This window comes from Pseudomonas syringae (genome assembly GCF_000737245.1).
Taxonomy (GTDB): Bacteria; Pseudomonadota; Gammaproteobacteria; order Pseudomonadales; family Pseudomonadaceae; genus Aquipseudomonas; species Aquipseudomonas syringae_J.
In genome coordinates this window covers 1-17601 of the sequence record NZ_JPQU01000033.1, presented here as the reverse complement: position 1 = coordinate 17601, position 17601 = coordinate 1, and the positions used below count along the sequence as shown (strand labels likewise).

The following is a 17601-nucleotide window of genomic DNA, read 5'->3' as shown; positions in this document are numbered from 1 at the left end:
GAGTGTTCATTGAGTCCATTTACGCTTGCACAAGCTCGTCACTGAAGTTGGGTCCAGCGGTGGGGCGGCAAGCTTCCCTGATTGGGGGCGCGCAATTCCAGTGTTTTGTAGGATCAGGCTGAAGGAAATGTTTGTGGGATGTTTCTGCACCTAATACAGGGCGCAATAAAAAGGCCGCTGGCGGGGCAGCGGCCTTTTGTCATGCAGTGGATCGGTGCTGGCGTTTCAGTGCTTGTGTTTCACTCCTTGAGAGGTTCGACCCGCCGCGGCGCCATGAAGTACATCCAGATCAGGGCCAGGAAATACATGGCTGGAATCATGGTGAACAACACGCTGTAGTTGTTATTGGTGGCCGTCAGCACTGCACCCACGATCTGGGTCATGAACATCCCGCCAATGGCCGCGCACATGCCGCCAAAGCCGAACACGGTGCTCATCAGGTGTTTGGGGGTGTAATCCATCACCAGACTCCAGATATTCGCGGTCCAGGCCTGATGCGCACCAACTGCCAAGGCAATGGCCAGCACGGCGACCCACAGCCCGCTGGCGTTTGCGGCAAACACCACGCTGCAGATGGTCAAGGCGAAAATCAGCATCGACAACAGCCTTGCCGTGGTAGCACGCATGCCTCGGCCGATCAGCCAGGAAGAGAGAATGCCGCCCCCGATGCTGCCGAAGTCGGCGGTCAGCCAGATCAGGATCAACGGGATGCCCATTTGCGTGACGCTGATGCCCAGGTTGTATTGCTGATTGAGAAACGGCGGCAACCAATACAAGTAGAACCAGAACACCGGTGCGGTCAGCGAGTAGGCCACTGCGAACGCCCAGGTACCGCGCATTTTCAGGATATGCGAGAAAGGGACCTTGACCGGCTCGGGTTTTGCGTTGTCGTTGATGTAGTCCAGTTCTGTCCGGCTGACGGTGGGGTGTTCTTCCGGGTTGTAGTACTTCAGACGCCAGGTCACTACCCAGACCAGGCCCAGCAGGCCCATGCAGATGAACGCCGCCTGCCAGCCCCAGACGGTCAGGATGAACGGCAGCAGTGCTGGGGTCAGCATCGCGCCAACGTTGGTCCCGGCGTTGAATATCCCCGTAGCGATGGCCCGCTCACCGGCCGGGAACCACACCCGTGTGGTTTTGACGCAGGCTGGATAATTGGCGGCTTCAGTCAGGCCGAGAATGAATCGGCAGATCATGAAGCCAGTGGCCGACGTGGCCAGGCCATGGGCACCGGTGGCAACGCTCCAGAGCAGTACCGCGAGGAAGAAGGCGCGTTTGACGCCGACCTTGTCTATAAACCGGCCTTGCAGCAGGAAACCAGCGGCATAGCCCACCTGGAACCAGAAGTTGATGTTGGCGTAATCCATGGCCGTCCAGCTCATTTCCTTGGCCAGAATCGGTTGCATCACGCCAAGGGCTGCGCGGTCGATGTAGTTGAGCGTGGTGGCGAAAAACACCAGCGCCAGCATGCCCCAGCGGGTTGTACCCACCGCCATGGCGTCGCGAAATTTGCTACCCATGCTGGCATGGGGAGTGGCGACTTTTGCTGATTCTTTTGCTGCATCAGACGTCGAGTGTGTGTGAATCATGGTCAAGCCATCCGTTCAAGGATCCGGGTGCAAGCTGGATCGAACTGAAAAAGCGCCTCCTATCGCGACCGTCAGAAGGTCGCGAGCTCAACTGCCTTGATAAACGACGGGGCTATAAACCCAAGGAGCTGATTTGAAAGGGGCTGGATTTTAATCAGGCTGCGGGCAATCCGATACGCGTTTCGTACAAAAGCGAGCCTGAGTTGGCTTCTGTCGATAACAAAACGGGTAAAGGATGGCCGCAAGGCGTGAGACGGCCGGGGGATTGGGCTTTGTGAGAAGGCATGGGCGTGACCTGTTTTTGAAATTATTGTGGTGTGCTTGCAAAGGGTGTTATCGACGGCTGTTCAACTTCAGGTTGTTCATTTTGTCCGACAATGTGAGGCAGATGGTGCGCACGCCGAGCGACAGCGTCAATCGCTCAAACCGGCTTTTGGGCGATTATCGAACATTAAACTAACCGGTTGGTACATTTTGAATTGCGGTTGGGAATGGGCGAGAGAATAATTCAATCAGCCCAAATCCGTCCCTCGCTGAGCGGTACCTTGGCTGCATCAGGCATGCGATCCGCAGAGGTCGCGATCTCACAGGAGTCAGACATGCATCGTTCGATTGCCACCGTTTCGTTGAGCGGTACCCTGCCGGAAAAACTCGAAGCCATCGCCGCCGCAGGCTTTGACGGTGTCGAGATCTTCGAAAATGACCTTCTTTACTACGATGGCAGCCCGCGGCATGTGCGGCAGATCTGCGCGGACCTGGCAATCGCCATCACCCTGTTCCAGCCTTTCCGGGATTTTGAAGGCTGCCGCCGCGACCGACTGCAGCGCAATCTGGAGCGTGCCGAACGCAAGTTTGATCTGATGCAGGAGCTAGGCACCGATCTGGTACTTGTCTGCAGCAACAGCGCCGCCGACTCCCTGGGCGAAGAAAACATCCTGCTGGACGACTTGTCGGCGTTGGCGGAGCGGGCCGGTGCCCGGCAGCTGCGCATCGGCTACGAAGCGCTGGCGTGGGGGCGGCATGTGAATACCTGGCAGCAGGTCTGGAACCTGGTCAGGCAGATCGACCATCCGGCGTTGGGCGTGTTGCTCGACAGCTTTCATACCTTGTCCCTCAAAGGCGATCCCAGTGCCATCTCACAGATCCCCGGCGACAAGATTTTCTTCGTACAGATGGCTGACGCGCCGATTCTGGCCATGGATGTCATGGAATGGAGCCGGCATTTCCGCTGCTTCCCCGGCCAGGGCGAGTTTGACTTGCCGGGCTTCCTGGCGCCGATCCTGAAAAGCGGCTACACCGGCCCGCTGTCTCTGGAAATCTTCAATGACGGTTTCCGTGCCGCGCCGCCCCGCGCCAATGCGGCCGACGGCCTGCGTTCATTGTTGTATCTGGAGGAAAAAACCCGCTTGTTGCTGGAGCAGGAAAAGCAACCCGTAGCTAAGGACCTGCTCTTCAGTCCGCCGCCGGCGAGCACCTATAACGGCGTCGAATTTCTCGAGTTTGCCGTCGATGACGATCAGCGCGCACGTCTGGCTGGGTGGCTGGGCAACCTCGGGTTCGCCAGGCTGGGTCAACACCGTTCCAAGGCCGTGAGTTTGATGGGGCAGGGGGATATCAAGATTGTCCTCAATGCCGAGCCGTATTCGTTTGCCCACAGTTTTTTCGAAGCTCACGGTCCCTCGCTGTGTGCCACCGCGTTGAGAGTGGAAAACGGCTCGTCGGCGCTGGAGCGTGCTCAGGCGTTCAAAGGCCAGCCGTATCGCGGGCTTGTCGGCCCCAATGAGCGGGAAATCCCGTCGGTCCGGGCACCGGATGGCAGTCTGATTTATCTGGTGGAGCCTGCCGCGCCAGGTGAGTCGATTTACGACACCGATTTTGTCATCAACCCTAACGCTCAGGCAGACGGTGGCTTGCAGCGCATCGACCATATGGCCATGGCGTTGCCCGCCGACAGTCTCGACAGTTGGGTGCTGTTCTATAAAAGCCTGCTGGATTTCGAAGCCGACGACGAAGTGGTGCTGCCCGACCCTTATGGCCTGGTGAAAAGCCGTGCCCTGCGCAGCCGTTGCAGCACCGTGCGTTTGCCGCTCAATATCTCGGAGAACCGCAACACGGCGATCTCCCACGCGCTGTCCAGTTACCGCGGTTCAGGGGTGCATCACATTGCTTTTGCTTGTGAGGATATCTTCGCCGAAGTCAGCCGGGCCAAAGATGCTGGCTTGAAGCTGCTGGACATCCCGCTCAATTACTACGACGATTTGGCCGCGCGCTTTGATTTCGATGACGAATTCCTTAGCGAACTGGCCTATTACAACGTGCTCTATGACCGTGACGCTCAAGGTGGCGAGCTGTTTCACGTTTACACCGAGCCGTTCGATGACCGGTTCTTCTTCGAGATTTTGCAGCGCAAGAATGGCTATGTGGGTTACGGTGCGGCCAATGTTGCTGTACGTCTGGCAGCGATGGCCAAGACACGCAGCGGCGCGGCGCGTCAGGCCAGGCTTTGACCCACCTGGCGCAGTCGTTTTGAGTTTCGAGGGCGGATCCGAGACTGTGTGAAAACACAGCACCGCCCCGATATGACCGTGGTTACCCATCCGAATATGAAAACTATCGACGACAGTGCTGTAATTGCTCGGGTTCGGGCATCGCCGACGGGGCGCAAGAACAACCCGGAGAAAACTCGCGACGACATTTTGCAGGCGGCTATCGCCGAATTTGTCGCCCAGGGCTTGTCCGGTGCGCGAGTCGATGCCATCGCCGAGCGCACCAAAACCTCCAAGCGGATGATTTATTACTATTTCAACAGCAAGGAGCAGCTGTACGCCGAAGTGCTGGAAAAACTCTATGGCGACATACGCCGCACCGAAAGCGGCCTCAATCTGGATGCGCTGGAGCCCATGCAGGCGATTCAGCGGCTGGTGGAATTCACCTTCGACCACCACGACCGCAATGTCGATTTCGTGCGCATTGTCTGCATCGAGAACATCCACAACGGCGAGAACGTCAAACAGTCACCGACCATACGCGAGTTGAGCCAGAACATTGTCAGCATCCTCGACAAGATCCTGCGTCGAGGTGAGCGCGAAGGAGTGTTCCGCCAAGGCGTGGATGCCATTGATCTGCACTTGATGATCAGTTCGTTCTGTTTCTACCGCATCTCCAACCGCCACACTTTTTCCGAGATTTTCCAGATTGAGCTGGTCAATGACGAAATAAAAGAACGCCACAAGGCGATGCTGTGTGATTCGGTGACTCGTTACCTGCGGCCTTAGGAGCCTGGAATCGAAGGAGTTTGTTGGAGCGAGGCTTGCCCGCGAAGAACGATGACGCGGTCCATCTGCCATTCCAAGGTGTGCCGTTCGCGGGCAAGTCGGAATGCCGCCCACACGCTCCAACAGCATCAACCGTTCATGCTGTGAAAATGCTCCTGCATCCGCCCCGCATCCGCCGTCTGCCCGCTGAACAACTCGAATGCCTTGACCGCCTGAAACACCGCCATGGTGCCGCCGTCCAAGGTGCGGCAACCCAGTTCACGGGCGTGTTTGAGCAGCTCGGTTTCCAGCGGGAAATAGATAATTTCCGCGACCCACAAACCCGAATGCAAAAGCTGGGGCGGCAGCGGCGTGCCGGGCAGTTTGCTCATGCCCACCGGCGTGGTGTTGACCAGCCCATCGGCGGCTGCCATGGCGGCCGCCAAGTCGCGACCCACCACTGCCCGATCAGCGCCGAAATGCGCGTTCAGGTTGTCCACCAAGCCTTGTGCCCGCGCCGGGTCCACTTCAAAGATGCTCAGTTGTTCAACGCCTTCGGCCAGCAACGCATGCGCCACCGCCGCACCGGCGCCACCGGCACCCATCTGCACCACGCGTTTGCGTGATACATCGTTAAAACCGCGCCGGAAACCCTCGGCAAACCCCAGGCAGTCGGTGTTATGCCCGATGCATTTGCCATCCTTGAACAACACGGTGTTCACCGCACCAATCCCCCGGGCTTCTGCCGACAGGTCGTCGAGCAGAGGGATCACGGCCTGCTTGCAGGGGAAGGTAATGTTCAACCCGGTGTAGCCCATGCGCTGGGCGCTGTTCAGCAGCTCGGGCAGGGCGCTGATATCGAGCTTCAAGGCGTCGAGGTCAATCAGGCGATACAGGTAGCGCATGCCTTGGGCATCGCCTTCATGTTCATGCAGGGCAGGGGTGCGTGAGGCCTGAATACCCGAACCGATAAGGCCGGCTAGGATGGACGGTTTGCGGGTTGCGTTCATGGCGATCGGCTCTTATTAGAGGCCGCATCAGGGATCGAAGGATGCGGTTTCAGCAAAATGTACCAGATGGTTAATTTTGCGGAAGAGCCTAGAGGAAGACAAGGCGATAAATCTGTTCGTTTATCGCCCCTGTGTTCTAAATCTGAACCTGAATTGGAATGACATCCTGTGGGAGCGGTGCTTGCCCGCGATAAGGCTGGACGCAATTCACTTTAGAGCGCGAGGCCCCTATCGTCGGAATGCCGCCCATGCCAAGCACCGCTCCCACAGATGCTCACTTAATAGCTACGACGCGATCAACTGCCGTAACACGTAATGCAGAATCCCTCCTGCCTTGAAATATTCGACCTCATTCAAGGTGTCGATACGGCACAGCACATCAACCGGTTCCTGACTGCCGTCCTCCCGGGTAATGGTCAAACGCAGACTCATGCCCGGCTGCAGATTGGCATGGGTCAAACCGCTGATTTCCAGCGTCTCCTTGCCGGTCAGGTTCAGGCTCTTGCGGCTCTGGCCATTCTTGAACTGCAACGGTAGTACGCCCATGCCAACCAGATTGGAGCGGTGAATCCGTTCGAAGCTCTCGGCGATAACGGCCTTGACCCCTAGTAGATTGGTGCCCTTGGCCGCCCAGTCTCGGCTGGAGCCGGTGCCGTATTCCTGACCGGCAATCACCACCAGCGGCGTGCCCTCGGCCTGATAACGCATGGCGGCATCGTAGATCGGCATTTTCTCGTCAGTGGGGACGTGCAGGGTGTAGCCGCCTTCTGCGCCGCCGAGCATCTCGTTGCGGATACGAATGTTGGCGAACGTGCCGCGCATCATCACTTCATGATTGCCCCGGCGTGAGCCGTAGGAGTTGAAGTCCCGTGGCTCGACGCCCTGTTGACGCAAGTAGCGGCCAGCCGGGCTGTCGGACTTGATGTTGCCCGCCGGGGAAATGTGGTCAGTGGTCACCGAGTCACCCAGCAACGCCAGGACTCGGGCGCCGCGAACATCCTCGATCACCGGCAGTGGTCCGGCAATTTCGTCGAAGAACGGTGGATGCTGGATATAAGTCGAGTCTTCCTGCCACACATAAGTAGCGGCCTGCGGCACTTCAATGGCCTGCCATTGCTCGTCCCCGGCAAACACTTCGGCGTATTCCTTATGGAACATCCCGGTATTGACCTGCTCGACTGCTTCGGCGATCTCCTTCTGGGTAGGCCAGATGTCCCGCAAGTAAACCGGCTGACCATCCGCGCCTTCACCCAGAGGTTCGCTGCTGATGTCGACCCGCACACTGCCTGCCAAGGCGTAAGCCACTACCAAAGGCGGCGAAGCCAGCCAATTGGTTTTGACCAGCGGATGCACCCGGCCTTCGAAGTTGCGATTGCCGGACAGTACCGAAGCCACGGTCAGATCGGATTGCTGGATGGCTTTTTCGATAGGCTCGGGCAGCGGTCCGGAGTTGCCGATGCAGGTTGTACAGCCGTAGCCCACCAGATCGAACCCCAAGGCGTCGAGGTATTGAGTCAAACCCGCTGCTTTGTAGTAATCGGTGACCACTTTGGAGCCCGGAGCCAGCGAGGTTTTTACCCATGGTTTGGTTTTCAGGCCTTTTTCCACTGCCTTCTTGGCGACCAGCCCGGCAGCCATCATCACGCTGGGGTTGGAGGTGTTGGTACACGAGGTAATGGCAGCGATCACCACCGCACCGTTTTTCAAGCGATATGTCTGGCCATTGTATTCATAGTCGGCTTCGCCGGTGACTTGATCGGCATTACCCACTGCGACACCACCACCACCTTCGCTTTCCAGGCGGCCTTCGTCTTTCTGGGTAGGTTTCATTTGCAGACCCAGGAAATCACTGAACGCCTGGGCAACATTGGGTAGCGCCACCCGATCCTGAGGACGTTTCGGACCGGCAAGGCTGGCTTCGACCGTGTCCATGTCCAGCTCCAGACTGTCGGTGAACACCGGCTCCTGACCGGGCAGGCGCCATAGGCCCTGGGCCTTGCAGTAGGCTTCCACCAACTTCACGGTCTGGTCTGGGCGACCCGAGAGGCGCAGATATTCCAGCGTCACCTCGTCCACCGGGAAGAAGCCACAGGTCGCGCCATATTCCGGTGCCATGTTGGCGATGGTGGCGCGGTCGGCCAGGGGCAGATCAGCCAGGCCGTCGCCGTAGAACTCCACGAATTTGCCGACCACGCCTTTCTTGCGCAGCATTTGCGTCACCGTCAGCACCAGGTCGGTGGCGGTGATGCCTTCCTTGAGTTTGCCGGTCAATTTGAAGCCGATGACTTCCGGGATCAGCATCGACACCGGCTGGCCGAGCATGGCGGCTTCGGCTTCAATGCCGCCCACACCCCAGCCCAGCACGCCAAGGCCGTTGATCATCGTGGTATGGGAGTCGGTGCCGACCAGTGTGTCTGGGAAGGCGTAGGTGCGGCCGTCCTCATCCTTGGTCCATACCGTGCGCCCCAGATATTCGAGGTTCACCTGATGGCAGATACCGGTGCCCGGTGGCACTACGCTGAAGTTATCGAAGGCACTCTGGCCCCAGCGCAGAAATGCGTAGCGCTCGCCGTTGCGCTGCATCTCGATGTCCACGTTCTGCTCGAAGGCGCTGGCGTCGCCGAACTTGTCGACCATTACCGAATGGTCAATGACTAGATCCACTGGCGACAGCGGATTGATGCGCTGCGGGTCGCCCCCGGCCTTGGCCACGGCGGCGCGCATGGCGGCGAGATCGACAACTGCTGGCACGCCGGTGAAGTCTTGCATCAGTACTCGGGCAGGGCGGTACTGTATTTCCCGGTCCGAGCGACGCTCTGTCAGCCAGGCGGCCAGGGCCTTGAGATCTTCGCCGGTGACGGTTTTGTCATCCTCCCAGCGCAGCAGGTTTTCCAGCAGGACCTTGAGGGACATCGGAAGTCTGTCCAGATCCCCCAGTGATTTGGCGGCTTCGGGCAGGCTGAAATAGTGAAAAGTCTTGTTGTCGATCTCTAGAGTTTTAAGGCTTTTCAGGCTATCGAGGGAGGACATGAAGTAACTCCTTTTGACGCGTCCGCACGGTACGGACCGGGTTTTGCAAGCGGGCATCTGCTCTGTTGTTTACGGAACATGAGCCGGTCATGACGATGCTTGCGATTAATGACTGTTGTAATACTGGACCCACTAGCCAAGCCAGTGGTTCCTGATTCGGCTATCATGCTCGCCTTTTGCGTCGCTGAGATTAACCCTCAGGTATAGGTCACCGAGACCGCCTGTTAGTGATCGCTGCTGGTCGCTGTTCAGGAGCACCCCATGAATACTCTGTTTATGCACTGCCGTCCGGGCTTTGAAGGCGAGGTCTGTTCGGAGATCGCCGAGCACGCGGCGCGACTGAATGTTTCCGGTTATGCCAAAGCCAAACCGAGTGCGGCGTACGCCGAGTTTGTCTGCACCGAAGACGACGGCGCCGAGCGGCTGATGAAGGGCCAGCGTTTTTCCAAGCTGATCTTCCCTCGGCAATGGGCCCGCGGCGTATTCCTGGACCTGCCGGAAACCGACCGCATCAGCGTTATCCTCTCGCACATGGCCAGCTTCGCCACCTGCGGCAGCCTGTGGCTAGAGGTGGTGGACACCAACGACGGCAAGGAGCTTTCCAACTTTTGTCGCAAGTTCGAAGCCCCCTTGCGCAAGGCCCTGACCGAGGCGGGCAAGCTGGTCGACGACCCACGCAAGCCGCGTCTGTTGCTGACCTTCAAAAGCGGTCGCGAAGTGTTCCTTGGCCTGGCCGAAGCCGATAATTGCGCGATGTGGCCCATGGGTATCCCGCGTCTGAAATTCCCCCGGGAAGCGCCGAGCCGTTCGACCCTCAAGCTGGAAGAGGCCTGGCACCACTTCATTCCTCGGGACCAATGGGACGAGCGTCTGTCGGGTGATATGACCGGCGTCGACCTTGGCGCTGCACCGGGTGGCTGGACTTACCAACTGGTGCGTCGCGGCATGCTGGTCACTGCCATCGACAACGGGCCCATGGCCGAAAGCCTGATGGACACCGGGCTGGTTCAACACCTGATGGCCGACGGCTTTACCTACAAGCCCCGTCAGCCAGTGGACTGGATGGTGTGCGACATCGTCGAGAAGCCTGCACGTAATGCTGCCTTGCTGGAAACCTGGCTGGGCGAGGGCCTGTGTCGTGAGGCGGTGGTCAACCTCAAACTGCCGATGAAACAGCGCTATGCCGAAGTCAGCCGTTTGCTGCAACGCATCGAAGAGGGTTTTGAAGCCCGTGGCATCCGCGTCGAAATCGGCTGCAAGCAGCTGTATCACGACCGGGAAGAAGTCACCTGCCATTTGCGTCGGCTGGATGGGAAGCGTAAAGCCTGATTTTTGAATGGAATGAGATCCTGTGGGAGCGGTGCTTGCCCGCGATAAGGTCTACGCGATCTAACAGACATCCGTGGTGTACGTATCGCGGGCAAGCACCGCTCCCACAGAAGCAGCTCCGCTAGGAAGGATTGCTACACCAACAACTCCTCCAGATGCCCGATGATCTCTTCGGTCTTCAACACCAGCACATCACTCTCCAGTGAATCGAGCACCACTTCTGCCGTATTGCCGATCAGGGCAGCAGGGATGCCGGTGCGGGCGACGGTGCCGATGATCGTCACCGCCGCGCCCAGTTGCCGGGCGGTATAAGGGATCAACACGTCGGCCGGACCTTCGGCGATGTGCAGGCGCTCGTCAGTAATATCAAATTCGCTCTGGAATGCCTGACACTGCTCGCGGTAACGCGCCTCAATGGTCTCCTTGAGTTGAAATACCGGATTGGCCGCCGACAGCATTGGCGACGGATGGGCGGCGATCACATGCAGGCTGGCCTTGGCCACGGCAGCGATGTCGTACCCATGGTCGACGATGCTGTAATGCAGCGCCTTGTGCGCCTCGTCCGAATTACCCACGTCCACCGCCGCGAGCACCACGCCGTTGGTCCACGGCCGGTCGGTTTTGACCATCAATACCGGGCTTGGGCACAAGCGCAGCAGTTTCCAGTCTTCGGGGGTGAGCAGCGCTTTCTTGATCGGGTTGTCCGGGAAGTGCTGCTTGATCACCAAACCGCAGCCTTCGGCCTGCTGCACGGTGATGATGGTGTTATGCAGATTGTCGTGCCAGGCCTGTTCAGTGGTGGCCGAAAAACCTTCGTCATGCAGGCGACGCTTGAGCTCCAGCAGCACGGCGGTATGCGGATGCTTTTGTTTATCGCAGATCAGCAGGTGCAGATGCGCCTGCGTGACGCCAGCAATCAGTCGCGCCCGCTTGAGCGTCAGGCTGTCGGCGTGGTCAGCTTCGATTACCACCAGAATGCTGCGAATCGCTTGCATGATGTGTCTCCTGAGGGCGTGCATCCCTGATGCAAGCAACAACTATAGTTGCACTGCGCCGAACCTGACGTTGATGCAGATCAGCGCATTTGTGTCGCCGCAACCCGGTCACCCTCGTATAATGCCCGGCCCTGCCCATCCGGCCATTTGTGAGCCTATGTACCCGATCCCTGAAATCGAAGCCTTCCTCCTTTGCCGCACCCCCGACCGCTGGGTCCAGGCCGCTTTGCAAAATCTGGATATCCTGCTGATCGACCATGCGAACAATGAAAAGAAGGCCGCCGGGGCGGCGTTCCAGTTCATGTTTCAGTACAACGACAAGTTCGATCTGCTGAGCAAAATGTCGCGGCTGGCCCGGGAAGAACTGCGACATTTCGAGCAAGTGCTGAGCATCATCCGCAAGCGCGAAATACCGATGGCCAACGTCAGCTCGGCGCGCTATGCCGGGGCATTGCGCAAACTGGTTCGTAACCACAACCCCTATCGCCTCACCGATGCGTTGATCGTCGGCGCTATTGTCGAAGCCCGCTCCTGCGAGCGCTTCGCCGCCCTGGTGCCGCATCTGGACGAAGAGCTGGCCAAGTTCTACGCCGGGTTATTGAAGTCGGAAGCACGGCACTTTCAGGATTACCTGAAGCTGGCCCATACCTACGGCGACAAGGCGGATGTAGACGCCAAGATCGAAGAGATCCTGTTGGCCGAGCGCGACTTGATCGAAAGCCCGGATCCGGAGTTTCGGTTTCACAGCGGTACGCCGGTTTTTGTTTGAATCCCACCGGAATGACCCCAGACCTGTAGGAGCGACCGGGGTGGCGATCCACCTTGCCCGCGATAGCGGTGGTTCAGGCAATAATTTTTTGACTGAATTATCGCTATCGCGGGCAAGCGCGCTCCTACTGGTTCAGGTTTTCCACACGACAGCGTTGTGCCAATGACACTGCACGATTTTCCGCAGACTTAGCGCCTGTTCGTACTCAAATACCAAGCAAGCTAATAAAAGCTTTGCTATTAGCTGCCTAGGCAGTAATATCGCCACATTCTCTGCCTAGGCAGCTAATTTGGTGGATTCATGAAACATTTCACTCCCGATAATCAGCAGTCGACGATCATGGGTATGCTCATCGGTCGTACCAACTCGCTGAAAGATCGCCTTCTTGACCAGCAATTGCTGCCTTACGACATCACTTCATCGCAGTTCAAGGTGTTGATCATCGTGGCCCAGTTCAAGGCAGACAAGCCTGCTGAATTGTGTCGGCACCTGTCCCTGGACAGCGGATCCATGACCCGAATGCTTGATCGCCTAGAGCAAAAACAGCTCATCGAGCGCACTCGCTCTGAGTCTGACCGTCGTCAGGTGCAGCTGGCATTGACGCCGGCGGGCAAGGCGATCACCGACCGTCTGCCGCAGATTGGCGCTGACGCCATGAATGGCTTGCTCAGCGTGCTCGACGCAGGAGAGGTCGCCAGCCTGGAACGGATCCTGAGCAAGGTGCTGATCGACGCCAACGACCCCATCACCATCGCCCGCTTGAGCTTCAAAAACGCAGGTGCAGAATGAACCCTTCGATTTTGCAGGCGCGCTACAGCCTGCTGATGATCGCCCTGAGCCTTGCCGGTTGTGCCAACTACAGTGGCCTGACCACTGAGGGCACACGTCTTGATCCGAAAAGCCTGCACAGCGAACAAAGCCTGCAAGGCATCAACCTGTCTCCGGCGGCCTGGCCGAAGCGCGACTGGTGGACAAACCTCGGTGATCCGCAACTCGACGGTCTGATCAACGAAGCCCTGCGCGACAGCCCGGACATGCAAGTCGCCAACGCGCGTACCCACCAGGCCATGGCTTCGGCCTATGCTGCCGATGCGGCGCGCATGCCCACCCTGGACGCCGATGCCAGCGTTAGCCGCTCCCGACTGGCCCGCGACCAAGACCCGCAAGGGGCGGGCGGGCGTTACAGCACCCTGCGCAGTATGGCGGTGAATTTCAATTACAACTTCGATCTGTGGGGCGGCCAGCGGGCTGCCTGGGAAGCTGCGCTGGGCCAGGCTCGCGCGGCTGAGGTCGACGAGCAGGCCGCACGCCTGACCCTGGCGGCTGACGTTGCCAGGGCTTACAGCGATCTGGGTCAGGCTTATATCGTCCACGATCTGGCGAGCGAAGACCTCAAACGCACCCGCCAGCTGCTGGATCTGGGTAGCCAGCGCCTGAAGTCCGGGATCGACAGCCAGTATCAATATCAACAGACCGAAAGCCTGGAAGCCAACTCCCAGGAAGCCTTGATTGATGCGGACAAGCGCCTGCGCAGTGCGAAAATCGCTCTGGCGGTGTTGCTGGGCAAAGGACCGGATCGCGGTCAGGAAATTGCCCGACCGAACCTGCTCAAACCTGCTGTGGTTGCATTGCCGTCGCAGCTGCCTGCCGAGTTGCTGGGCCGTCGTCCGGACATCGTCGCAGCGCGCTGGCGAGTGGAGGCTGCGAGCAAGAATATCGTCGCCGGCAAGACCAATTTCTATCCGAACCTGAACCTCAGCGCTGCAGCCGGCACCCAGTCACTGCTGGGTGATGCGCTGTTCGGTTCGGCCAGTCGCTTCTTCAATATTGCGCCCACCATTTCCCTGCCGTTGTTCGACGGCGGTCGTCTGCGCGCTGATCTGGATGCCCGGGATGCCGATTACGACCTGGCCGTGGCGCAATACAACAAGAGTCTGGTCCGGGCGCTGGGCGATGTCAGCGACAACATCGGTCAGCTGCGCGAGATTGACGGGCAGATTCAGGCCCGGCAGCACGCTACCGATGTGATCCAGCAATCCTTCAATACCGTGACCCAGCGCTACGGCTCGGGCATCGGTAACTACCTGGACGTGCTGACCATCGAGCAGCAGTTGCTCCAGTCACAACGCCAATTGGCTGATCTCAACGCCGAACGAATCGATTTGTCGATCCAGTTGATGCAGGCCCTGGGTGGTGGTTTCGAGGGCAAAAGCCCGGTTGAAACCACCCCATCAACTGCTTCGCTGACTAACTCAAGGTAATCGTCATGGCCACTGCCGCTAGCGAAAACACAGATACCTCCAAACAAGACGCCGCAAAAAAGGACAGCAGCCCGCGCAAACGTAAAGTCCTGCTGATCGGTCTGGCGCTGATCGTCATCCTCGGCGGGCTGGGCGTTTGGGCCTGGCACGAGCTGTATGGCCGCTGGAATGAAAGCACCGACGACGCCTACGTCAATGGCAACGTGGTAGAGATCACGCCGTTGGTGACCGGCACAGTGACCAGCATTGGCGCTGATGATGGCGACCTGGTCCGCGCTGGTCAGGTCCTGCTGCAGTTTGACCCGAGTGATGCCGAAGTTGGTCTGCAGAGCGCCGAAGCCAATCTGGCCAAGACTGTGCGTCAGGTGCGCGGCCTGTACAGCAATGTCGATGGCATGAAGGCCCAACTGGCGGCCCAGCGTGCCGAAGTCAAAAAGGCTCAGGACAACTACAACCGACGCAAGAATCTGGCGGCAGGCGGGGCGATTTCCCAGGAAGAGCTGTCTCACGCTCATGACGATCTGATCAGCGCCCAGAGCGCCTTGAACAACGTGCAACAACAATTGGCCAGCAGCGTCGCGTTGGTGGATGACACCGAAGTCTCGTCCCATCCAGACGTCAAAGCCGCCGCCGCGCAGTTACGTCAGGCTTACCTGGCCAATGCCCGAAGCACCTTGATCGCGCCGGTAACCGGCTACGTGGCCAAGCGCACCGTACAGCTGGGACAACGCGTCCAGCCGGGTACCGCGTTGATGGCCGTGATCCCACTCAATGAGCTGTGGATCGACGCCAACTTCAAGGAAACCCAGCTGGGCAACATGCGTATTGGTCAGCCAGTGGAGATCGAATCCGACCTGTACGGCAGCGATGTGAAGTACAGCGGCACCATCGACAGCCTTGGCGCAGGCACCGGCAGCGCTTTTGCGTTGCTGCCTGCACAGAACGCCACGGGCAACTGGATCAAGATCGTTCAGCGGGTTCCGGTGCGCGTTCATATCAATGCCGATGAACTGGCTGAACACCCTTTGCGCATCGGCCTGTCCACCGTGGTCAACGTCAATCTGCATGATCAGAGCGGGCCGGTGCTGGCGCAACAACCGCCGAAAAAGGCCTCGTTCAGCACCAATGTCTACGAACAGCAGCTGGCCGATGCGGATGCTCTGATTGCTCGTCTGATTCAGGAAAACAGCGCAGCCACCGGCAAGACCGCCCAGCGCTGATCCGCCAATCCACGTGCCTCGGCCTTTGCTGAGGCGCCGTCAAGTTTTCGGGGATTCGCGATGAGCGCCAACGCACCCGCTTCATTTACGCCGCCCAGCTTGTTGCTCTGCACCATCGGCCTGTCGCTGGCAACCTTCATGCAGGTCCTCGACACCACGATTGCCAACGTCGCCTTGCCGACCATCTCCGGCAACCTCGGCGTCAGCTCGGAGCAGGGCACCTGGGTGATCACCTCGTTCGCGGTGAGCAATGCCATTGCCTTGCCATTGACGGGCTGGCTGAGCCGTCGGTTTGGTGAGGTGAAGCTGTTTCTTTGGGCAACGATTCTGTTCGTCGTAGCTTCTTTCCTGTGCGGGATCTCCCAATCCATGCCCGAACTGGTGGGCTTTCGCGTATTGCAGGGAGTGGTGGCGGGACCTTTGTATCCGATGACACAGACCTTGCTGATTGCCGTTTATCCTCCGGCGAAAAGGGGGATGGCATTGGCATTGCTGGCGATGGTCACAGTGGTCGCGCCGATTGCCGGGCCTATTCTGGGCGGCTGGATTACCGACAGTTACAGCTGGCCGTGGATTTTCTTTATCAACATTCCCATTGGTCTGTTCGCTGTGTTGGTAGTGCGCATGCAAATGGCCAAGCGTCCGGTGGTCACCAGTTATCAGCCGATGGACTATGTCGGGTTGATCACCCTGATCATCGGCGTTGGTGCCTTGCAGGTGGTGCTCGACAAGGGCAATGACCTGGACTGGTTCGAATCCAACTTCATCATCATTGGCACCGTGATCTCCGCCATTGCGTTGTCGGTGTTCGTCATCTGGGAAATGACCGACAAGCATCCCATCGTCAATTTGCGCCTGTTCGCGTTCCGCAACTTTCGTATCGGCACCATGGTGTTGGTCGGCGGCTATGCCGGGTTCTTCGGCATAAACCTGTTGCTGCCGCAGTGGCTACAGACGCAGATGGGCTATACCGCCACTTATGCGGGGTTGGCGGTAGCACCGATCGGGATTTTGCCAGTCTTGATGTCGCCGTTCGTGGGCAAATACGCTCACAAGTTCGACCTGCGGCTGCTGGCCGGGCTGGCGTTTCTGGCGATTGGCACCAGTTGTTTCATGCGCGCCGGGTTTACCAATGAAGTGGACTTCGAGCACATTGCTTTGGTGCAATTGTTCATGGGCGCGGGTGTAGCGCTGTTCTTTATGCCGACCCTGAGCATCCTCCTGTCGGACCTGCCGCCGAACCAGATTGCCGACGGCTCCGGGCTGGCTACCTTCCTGCGGACGTTGGGAGGTAGTTTTGCTGCCTCATTGACCACCTGGATCTGGATTCGCCGGGCGGATCAGCATCACGCGTATCTGAGTGAAAACATCAGCGCCTACGACCCGGCGACCCGGGAGGCGCTGAACAACCTGGGCGGCGCCGGGCCTCAGGCGTATGCGCAGCTGGAGCAGACGCTCAACAGCCAGGCGTACATGATGTCCACGGTGGATTACTTTCACCTGATGGGCTGGGTGTTCATGGGCTTGATTCTGCTGGTCTGGCTGGCGAAGCCGCCGTTTACGGCGAAGGCGGGGCCTGCGGCTGGGAGCGGGCATTAAGAGGTTTTAAGGATTTACGCAGTCCTTGTGTGAGCGATGTCTCCGGTCTATACAAAAAGCGCAAAAGTAAGCAAAACGCTCTTGCCCCACCACTCGGTCCCTCGCTGTCGCTCGGCATACCCGTAATCCGACATTGATTCGGCGGGCCCGCCGCGAAGGGCCATCCCTGGCCCAGCGCGGCTAAACCGGCATCCATGCCGGTTTGCCCGCCAAATCAATATCGGCTTCCGGCCAGCGTGGTTTGATGGGGCGCCTAAGATCAAAAGCGCGCGAGGCGGCCTGAGAGCCGGCCTGTTTTTTTGTGTGCATGCCTCGCTGTATTTTTTGTTTGATCCATAGCCTTCGCGAATGAATTCGCTCCCACGGGTTCGTTGATCTTCTGTGGGAGCGACCGGGGTGGCGCTCCACCTTGCTCGCGAATTAGGCACTGCGATGCTTCAGATACACCGCGTCATCATTCTTCGCGGGCAAGCGCGCTCCTACAGTTGAATGAAGTGCGCCCCAAAAGTTGGACAGCAGTTGGCTAGGCTACCGTGGACTGGGTT

General features: G+C 58.7%; 12 protein-coding genes. 8 read left to right on the top strand and 4 right to left on the bottom strand.

What is annotated here, in order from left to right; genetic code table 11:
* Positions 1-239: 239 nt before the first annotated feature.
* Positions 240-1589 (bottom strand): MFS transporter, encoded by a 1350-nt coding sequence (locus tag IV01_RS13820; protein WP_032628346.1) that lies wholly within the window; start codon positions 1587-1589, stop codon positions 240-242.
* Between the two features lie 599 nt (positions 1590-2188).
* Here IV01_RS13820 and quiC point away from each other — a divergent pair.
* Together quiC and IV01_RS13830 are read left to right on the top strand one after the other, a co-directional pair.
* Entirely contained in the window at positions 2189-4096 is a 1908-nt protein-coding gene (gene quiC / locus IV01_RS13825) for a 3-dehydroshikimate dehydratase QuiC (protein ID WP_032628344.1), read from the top strand.
* A 96-nt stretch (positions 4097-4192) separates the two neighbouring features.
* Positions 4193-4864 carry a TetR/AcrR family transcriptional regulator gene (locus IV01_RS13830; protein WP_032628425.1) on the top strand — a complete coding sequence of 224 codons (672 nt, stop codon included), beginning with the start codon at positions 4193-4195 and terminating at the stop codon, positions 4862-4864.
* Positions 4865-4992: 128 nt separating this feature from the next.
* Here IV01_RS13830 and IV01_RS13835 read toward each other — a convergent pair whose 3' ends face one another.
* Together IV01_RS13835 and acnA are read right to left on the bottom strand one after the other, a co-directional pair.
* Positions 4993-5853, bottom strand: a complete 861-nt coding sequence (locus IV01_RS13835) for a shikimate dehydrogenase (protein ID WP_032628343.1) — start codon at positions 5851-5853, stop codon at positions 4993-4995.
* Between the two features lie 285 nt (positions 5854-6138).
* Positions 6139-8883: an aconitate hydratase AcnA gene (acnA, locus tag IV01_RS13840; protein WP_032628342.1), complete on the bottom strand. Its 2745-nt coding sequence runs from the start codon at positions 8881-8883 to the stop codon at positions 6139-6141.
* Positions 8884-9144: 261 nt separating this feature from the next.
* Here acnA and rlmM point away from each other — a divergent pair, with 261 nt between their 5' ends.
* Positions 9145-10212 (top strand): 23S rRNA (cytidine(2498)-2'-O)-methyltransferase RlmM, encoded by a 1068-nt coding sequence (gene rlmM, locus IV01_RS13845; RefSeq protein ID WP_032628340.1) that lies wholly within the window; start codon positions 9145-9147, stop codon positions 10210-10212.
* Positions 10213-10346: 134 nt separating this feature from the next.
* Here the strand turns inward: rlmM and IV01_RS13850 are convergent, their stop codons facing one another.
* On the bottom strand, positions 10347-11207 hold the full coding sequence (locus tag IV01_RS13850; protein WP_032628338.1) for a universal stress protein: 861 nt from the start codon (positions 11205-11207) through the stop codon (positions 10347-10349).
* Between the two features lie 157 nt (positions 11208-11364).
* On the opposite strand from IV01_RS13850, the gene IV01_RS13855 reads away from it, so the two are divergent.
* The 5 genes from IV01_RS13855 to IV01_RS13875 all read left to right on the top strand — a co-directional run bounded on the left by IV01_RS13855 (position 11365) and on the right by IV01_RS13875 (position 17056).
* The gene (locus tag IV01_RS13855; RefSeq protein ID WP_032628336.1) at positions 11365-11976 is read left to right on the top strand and encodes a tRNA-(ms[2]io[6]A)-hydroxylase; all 612 of its coding nucleotides are present in this window, start codon (positions 11365-11367) and stop codon (positions 11974-11976) included.
* Positions 11977-12276: 300 nt separating this feature from the next.
* Positions 12277-12765 carry a MarR family winged helix-turn-helix transcriptional regulator gene (locus tag IV01_RS13860; RefSeq protein WP_032628334.1) on the top strand — a complete coding sequence of 163 codons (489 nt, stop codon included), beginning with the start codon at positions 12277-12279 and terminating at the stop codon, positions 12763-12765.
* Complete coding sequence (locus IV01_RS13865; RefSeq protein WP_032628333.1) at positions 12762-14237, top strand: efflux transporter outer membrane subunit; 1476 nt, start codon at positions 12762-12764, stop codon at positions 14235-14237. Before IV01_RS13860 ends, IV01_RS13865 begins: the two co-directional genes overlap by 4 nt.
* 5 nt (positions 14238-14242) lie before the next feature.
* Positions 14243-15457: an HlyD family efflux transporter periplasmic adaptor subunit gene (locus IV01_RS13870; RefSeq protein WP_032628332.1), complete on the top strand. Its 1215-nt coding sequence runs from the start codon at positions 14243-14245 to the stop codon at positions 15455-15457.
* A gap of 60 nt (positions 15458-15517) precedes the next feature.
* The gene (locus tag IV01_RS13875) at positions 15518-17056 is read left to right on the top strand and encodes a DHA2 family efflux MFS transporter permease subunit (protein WP_032628331.1); all 1539 of its coding nucleotides are present in this window, start codon (positions 15518-15520) and stop codon (positions 17054-17056) included.
* Positions 17057-17601 lie beyond the last annotated feature (545 nt).

Coding starts and splice junctions, on each gene's coding strand:
- IV01_RS13870 (WP_032628332.1), top strand. CDS start 14,243: ATGGCCACTGCCGCTAGCGAAAACACAGATACCTCCAAACAAGACGCC.
- IV01_RS13875 (WP_032628331.1), top strand. CDS start 15,518: ATGAGCGCCAACGCACCCGCTTCATTTACGCCGCCCAGCTTGTTGCTC.
- quiC (WP_032628344.1), top strand. CDS start 2,189: ATGCATCGTTCGATTGCCACCGTTTCGTTGAGCGGTACCCTGCCGGAA.
- acnA (WP_032628342.1), bottom strand. CDS start 8,883: ATGTCCTCCCTCGATAGCCTGAAAAGCCTTAAAACTCTAGAGATCGAC.
- IV01_RS13860 (WP_032628334.1), top strand. CDS start 12,277: ATGAAACATTTCACTCCCGATAATCAGCAGTCGACGATCATGGGTATG.
- IV01_RS13820 (WP_032628346.1), bottom strand. CDS start 1,589: ATGATTCACACACACTCGACGTCTGATGCAGCAAAAGAATCAGCAAAA.
- IV01_RS13835 (WP_032628343.1), bottom strand. CDS start 5,853: ATGAACGCAACCCGCAAACCGTCCATCCTAGCCGGCCTTATCGGTTCG.
- rlmM (WP_032628340.1), top strand. CDS start 9,145: ATGAATACTCTGTTTATGCACTGCCGTCCGGGCTTTGAAGGCGAGGTC.
- IV01_RS13855 (WP_032628336.1), top strand. CDS start 11,365: ATGTACCCGATCCCTGAAATCGAAGCCTTCCTCCTTTGCCGCACCCCC.
- IV01_RS13830 (WP_032628425.1), top strand. CDS start 4,193: ATGAAAACTATCGACGACAGTGCTGTAATTGCTCGGGTTCGGGCATCG.
- IV01_RS13850 (WP_032628338.1), bottom strand. CDS start 11,207: ATGCAAGCGATTCGCAGCATTCTGGTGGTAATCGAAGCTGACCACGCC.
- IV01_RS13865 (WP_032628333.1), top strand. CDS start 12,762: ATGAACCCTTCGATTTTGCAGGCGCGCTACAGCCTGCTGATGATCGCC.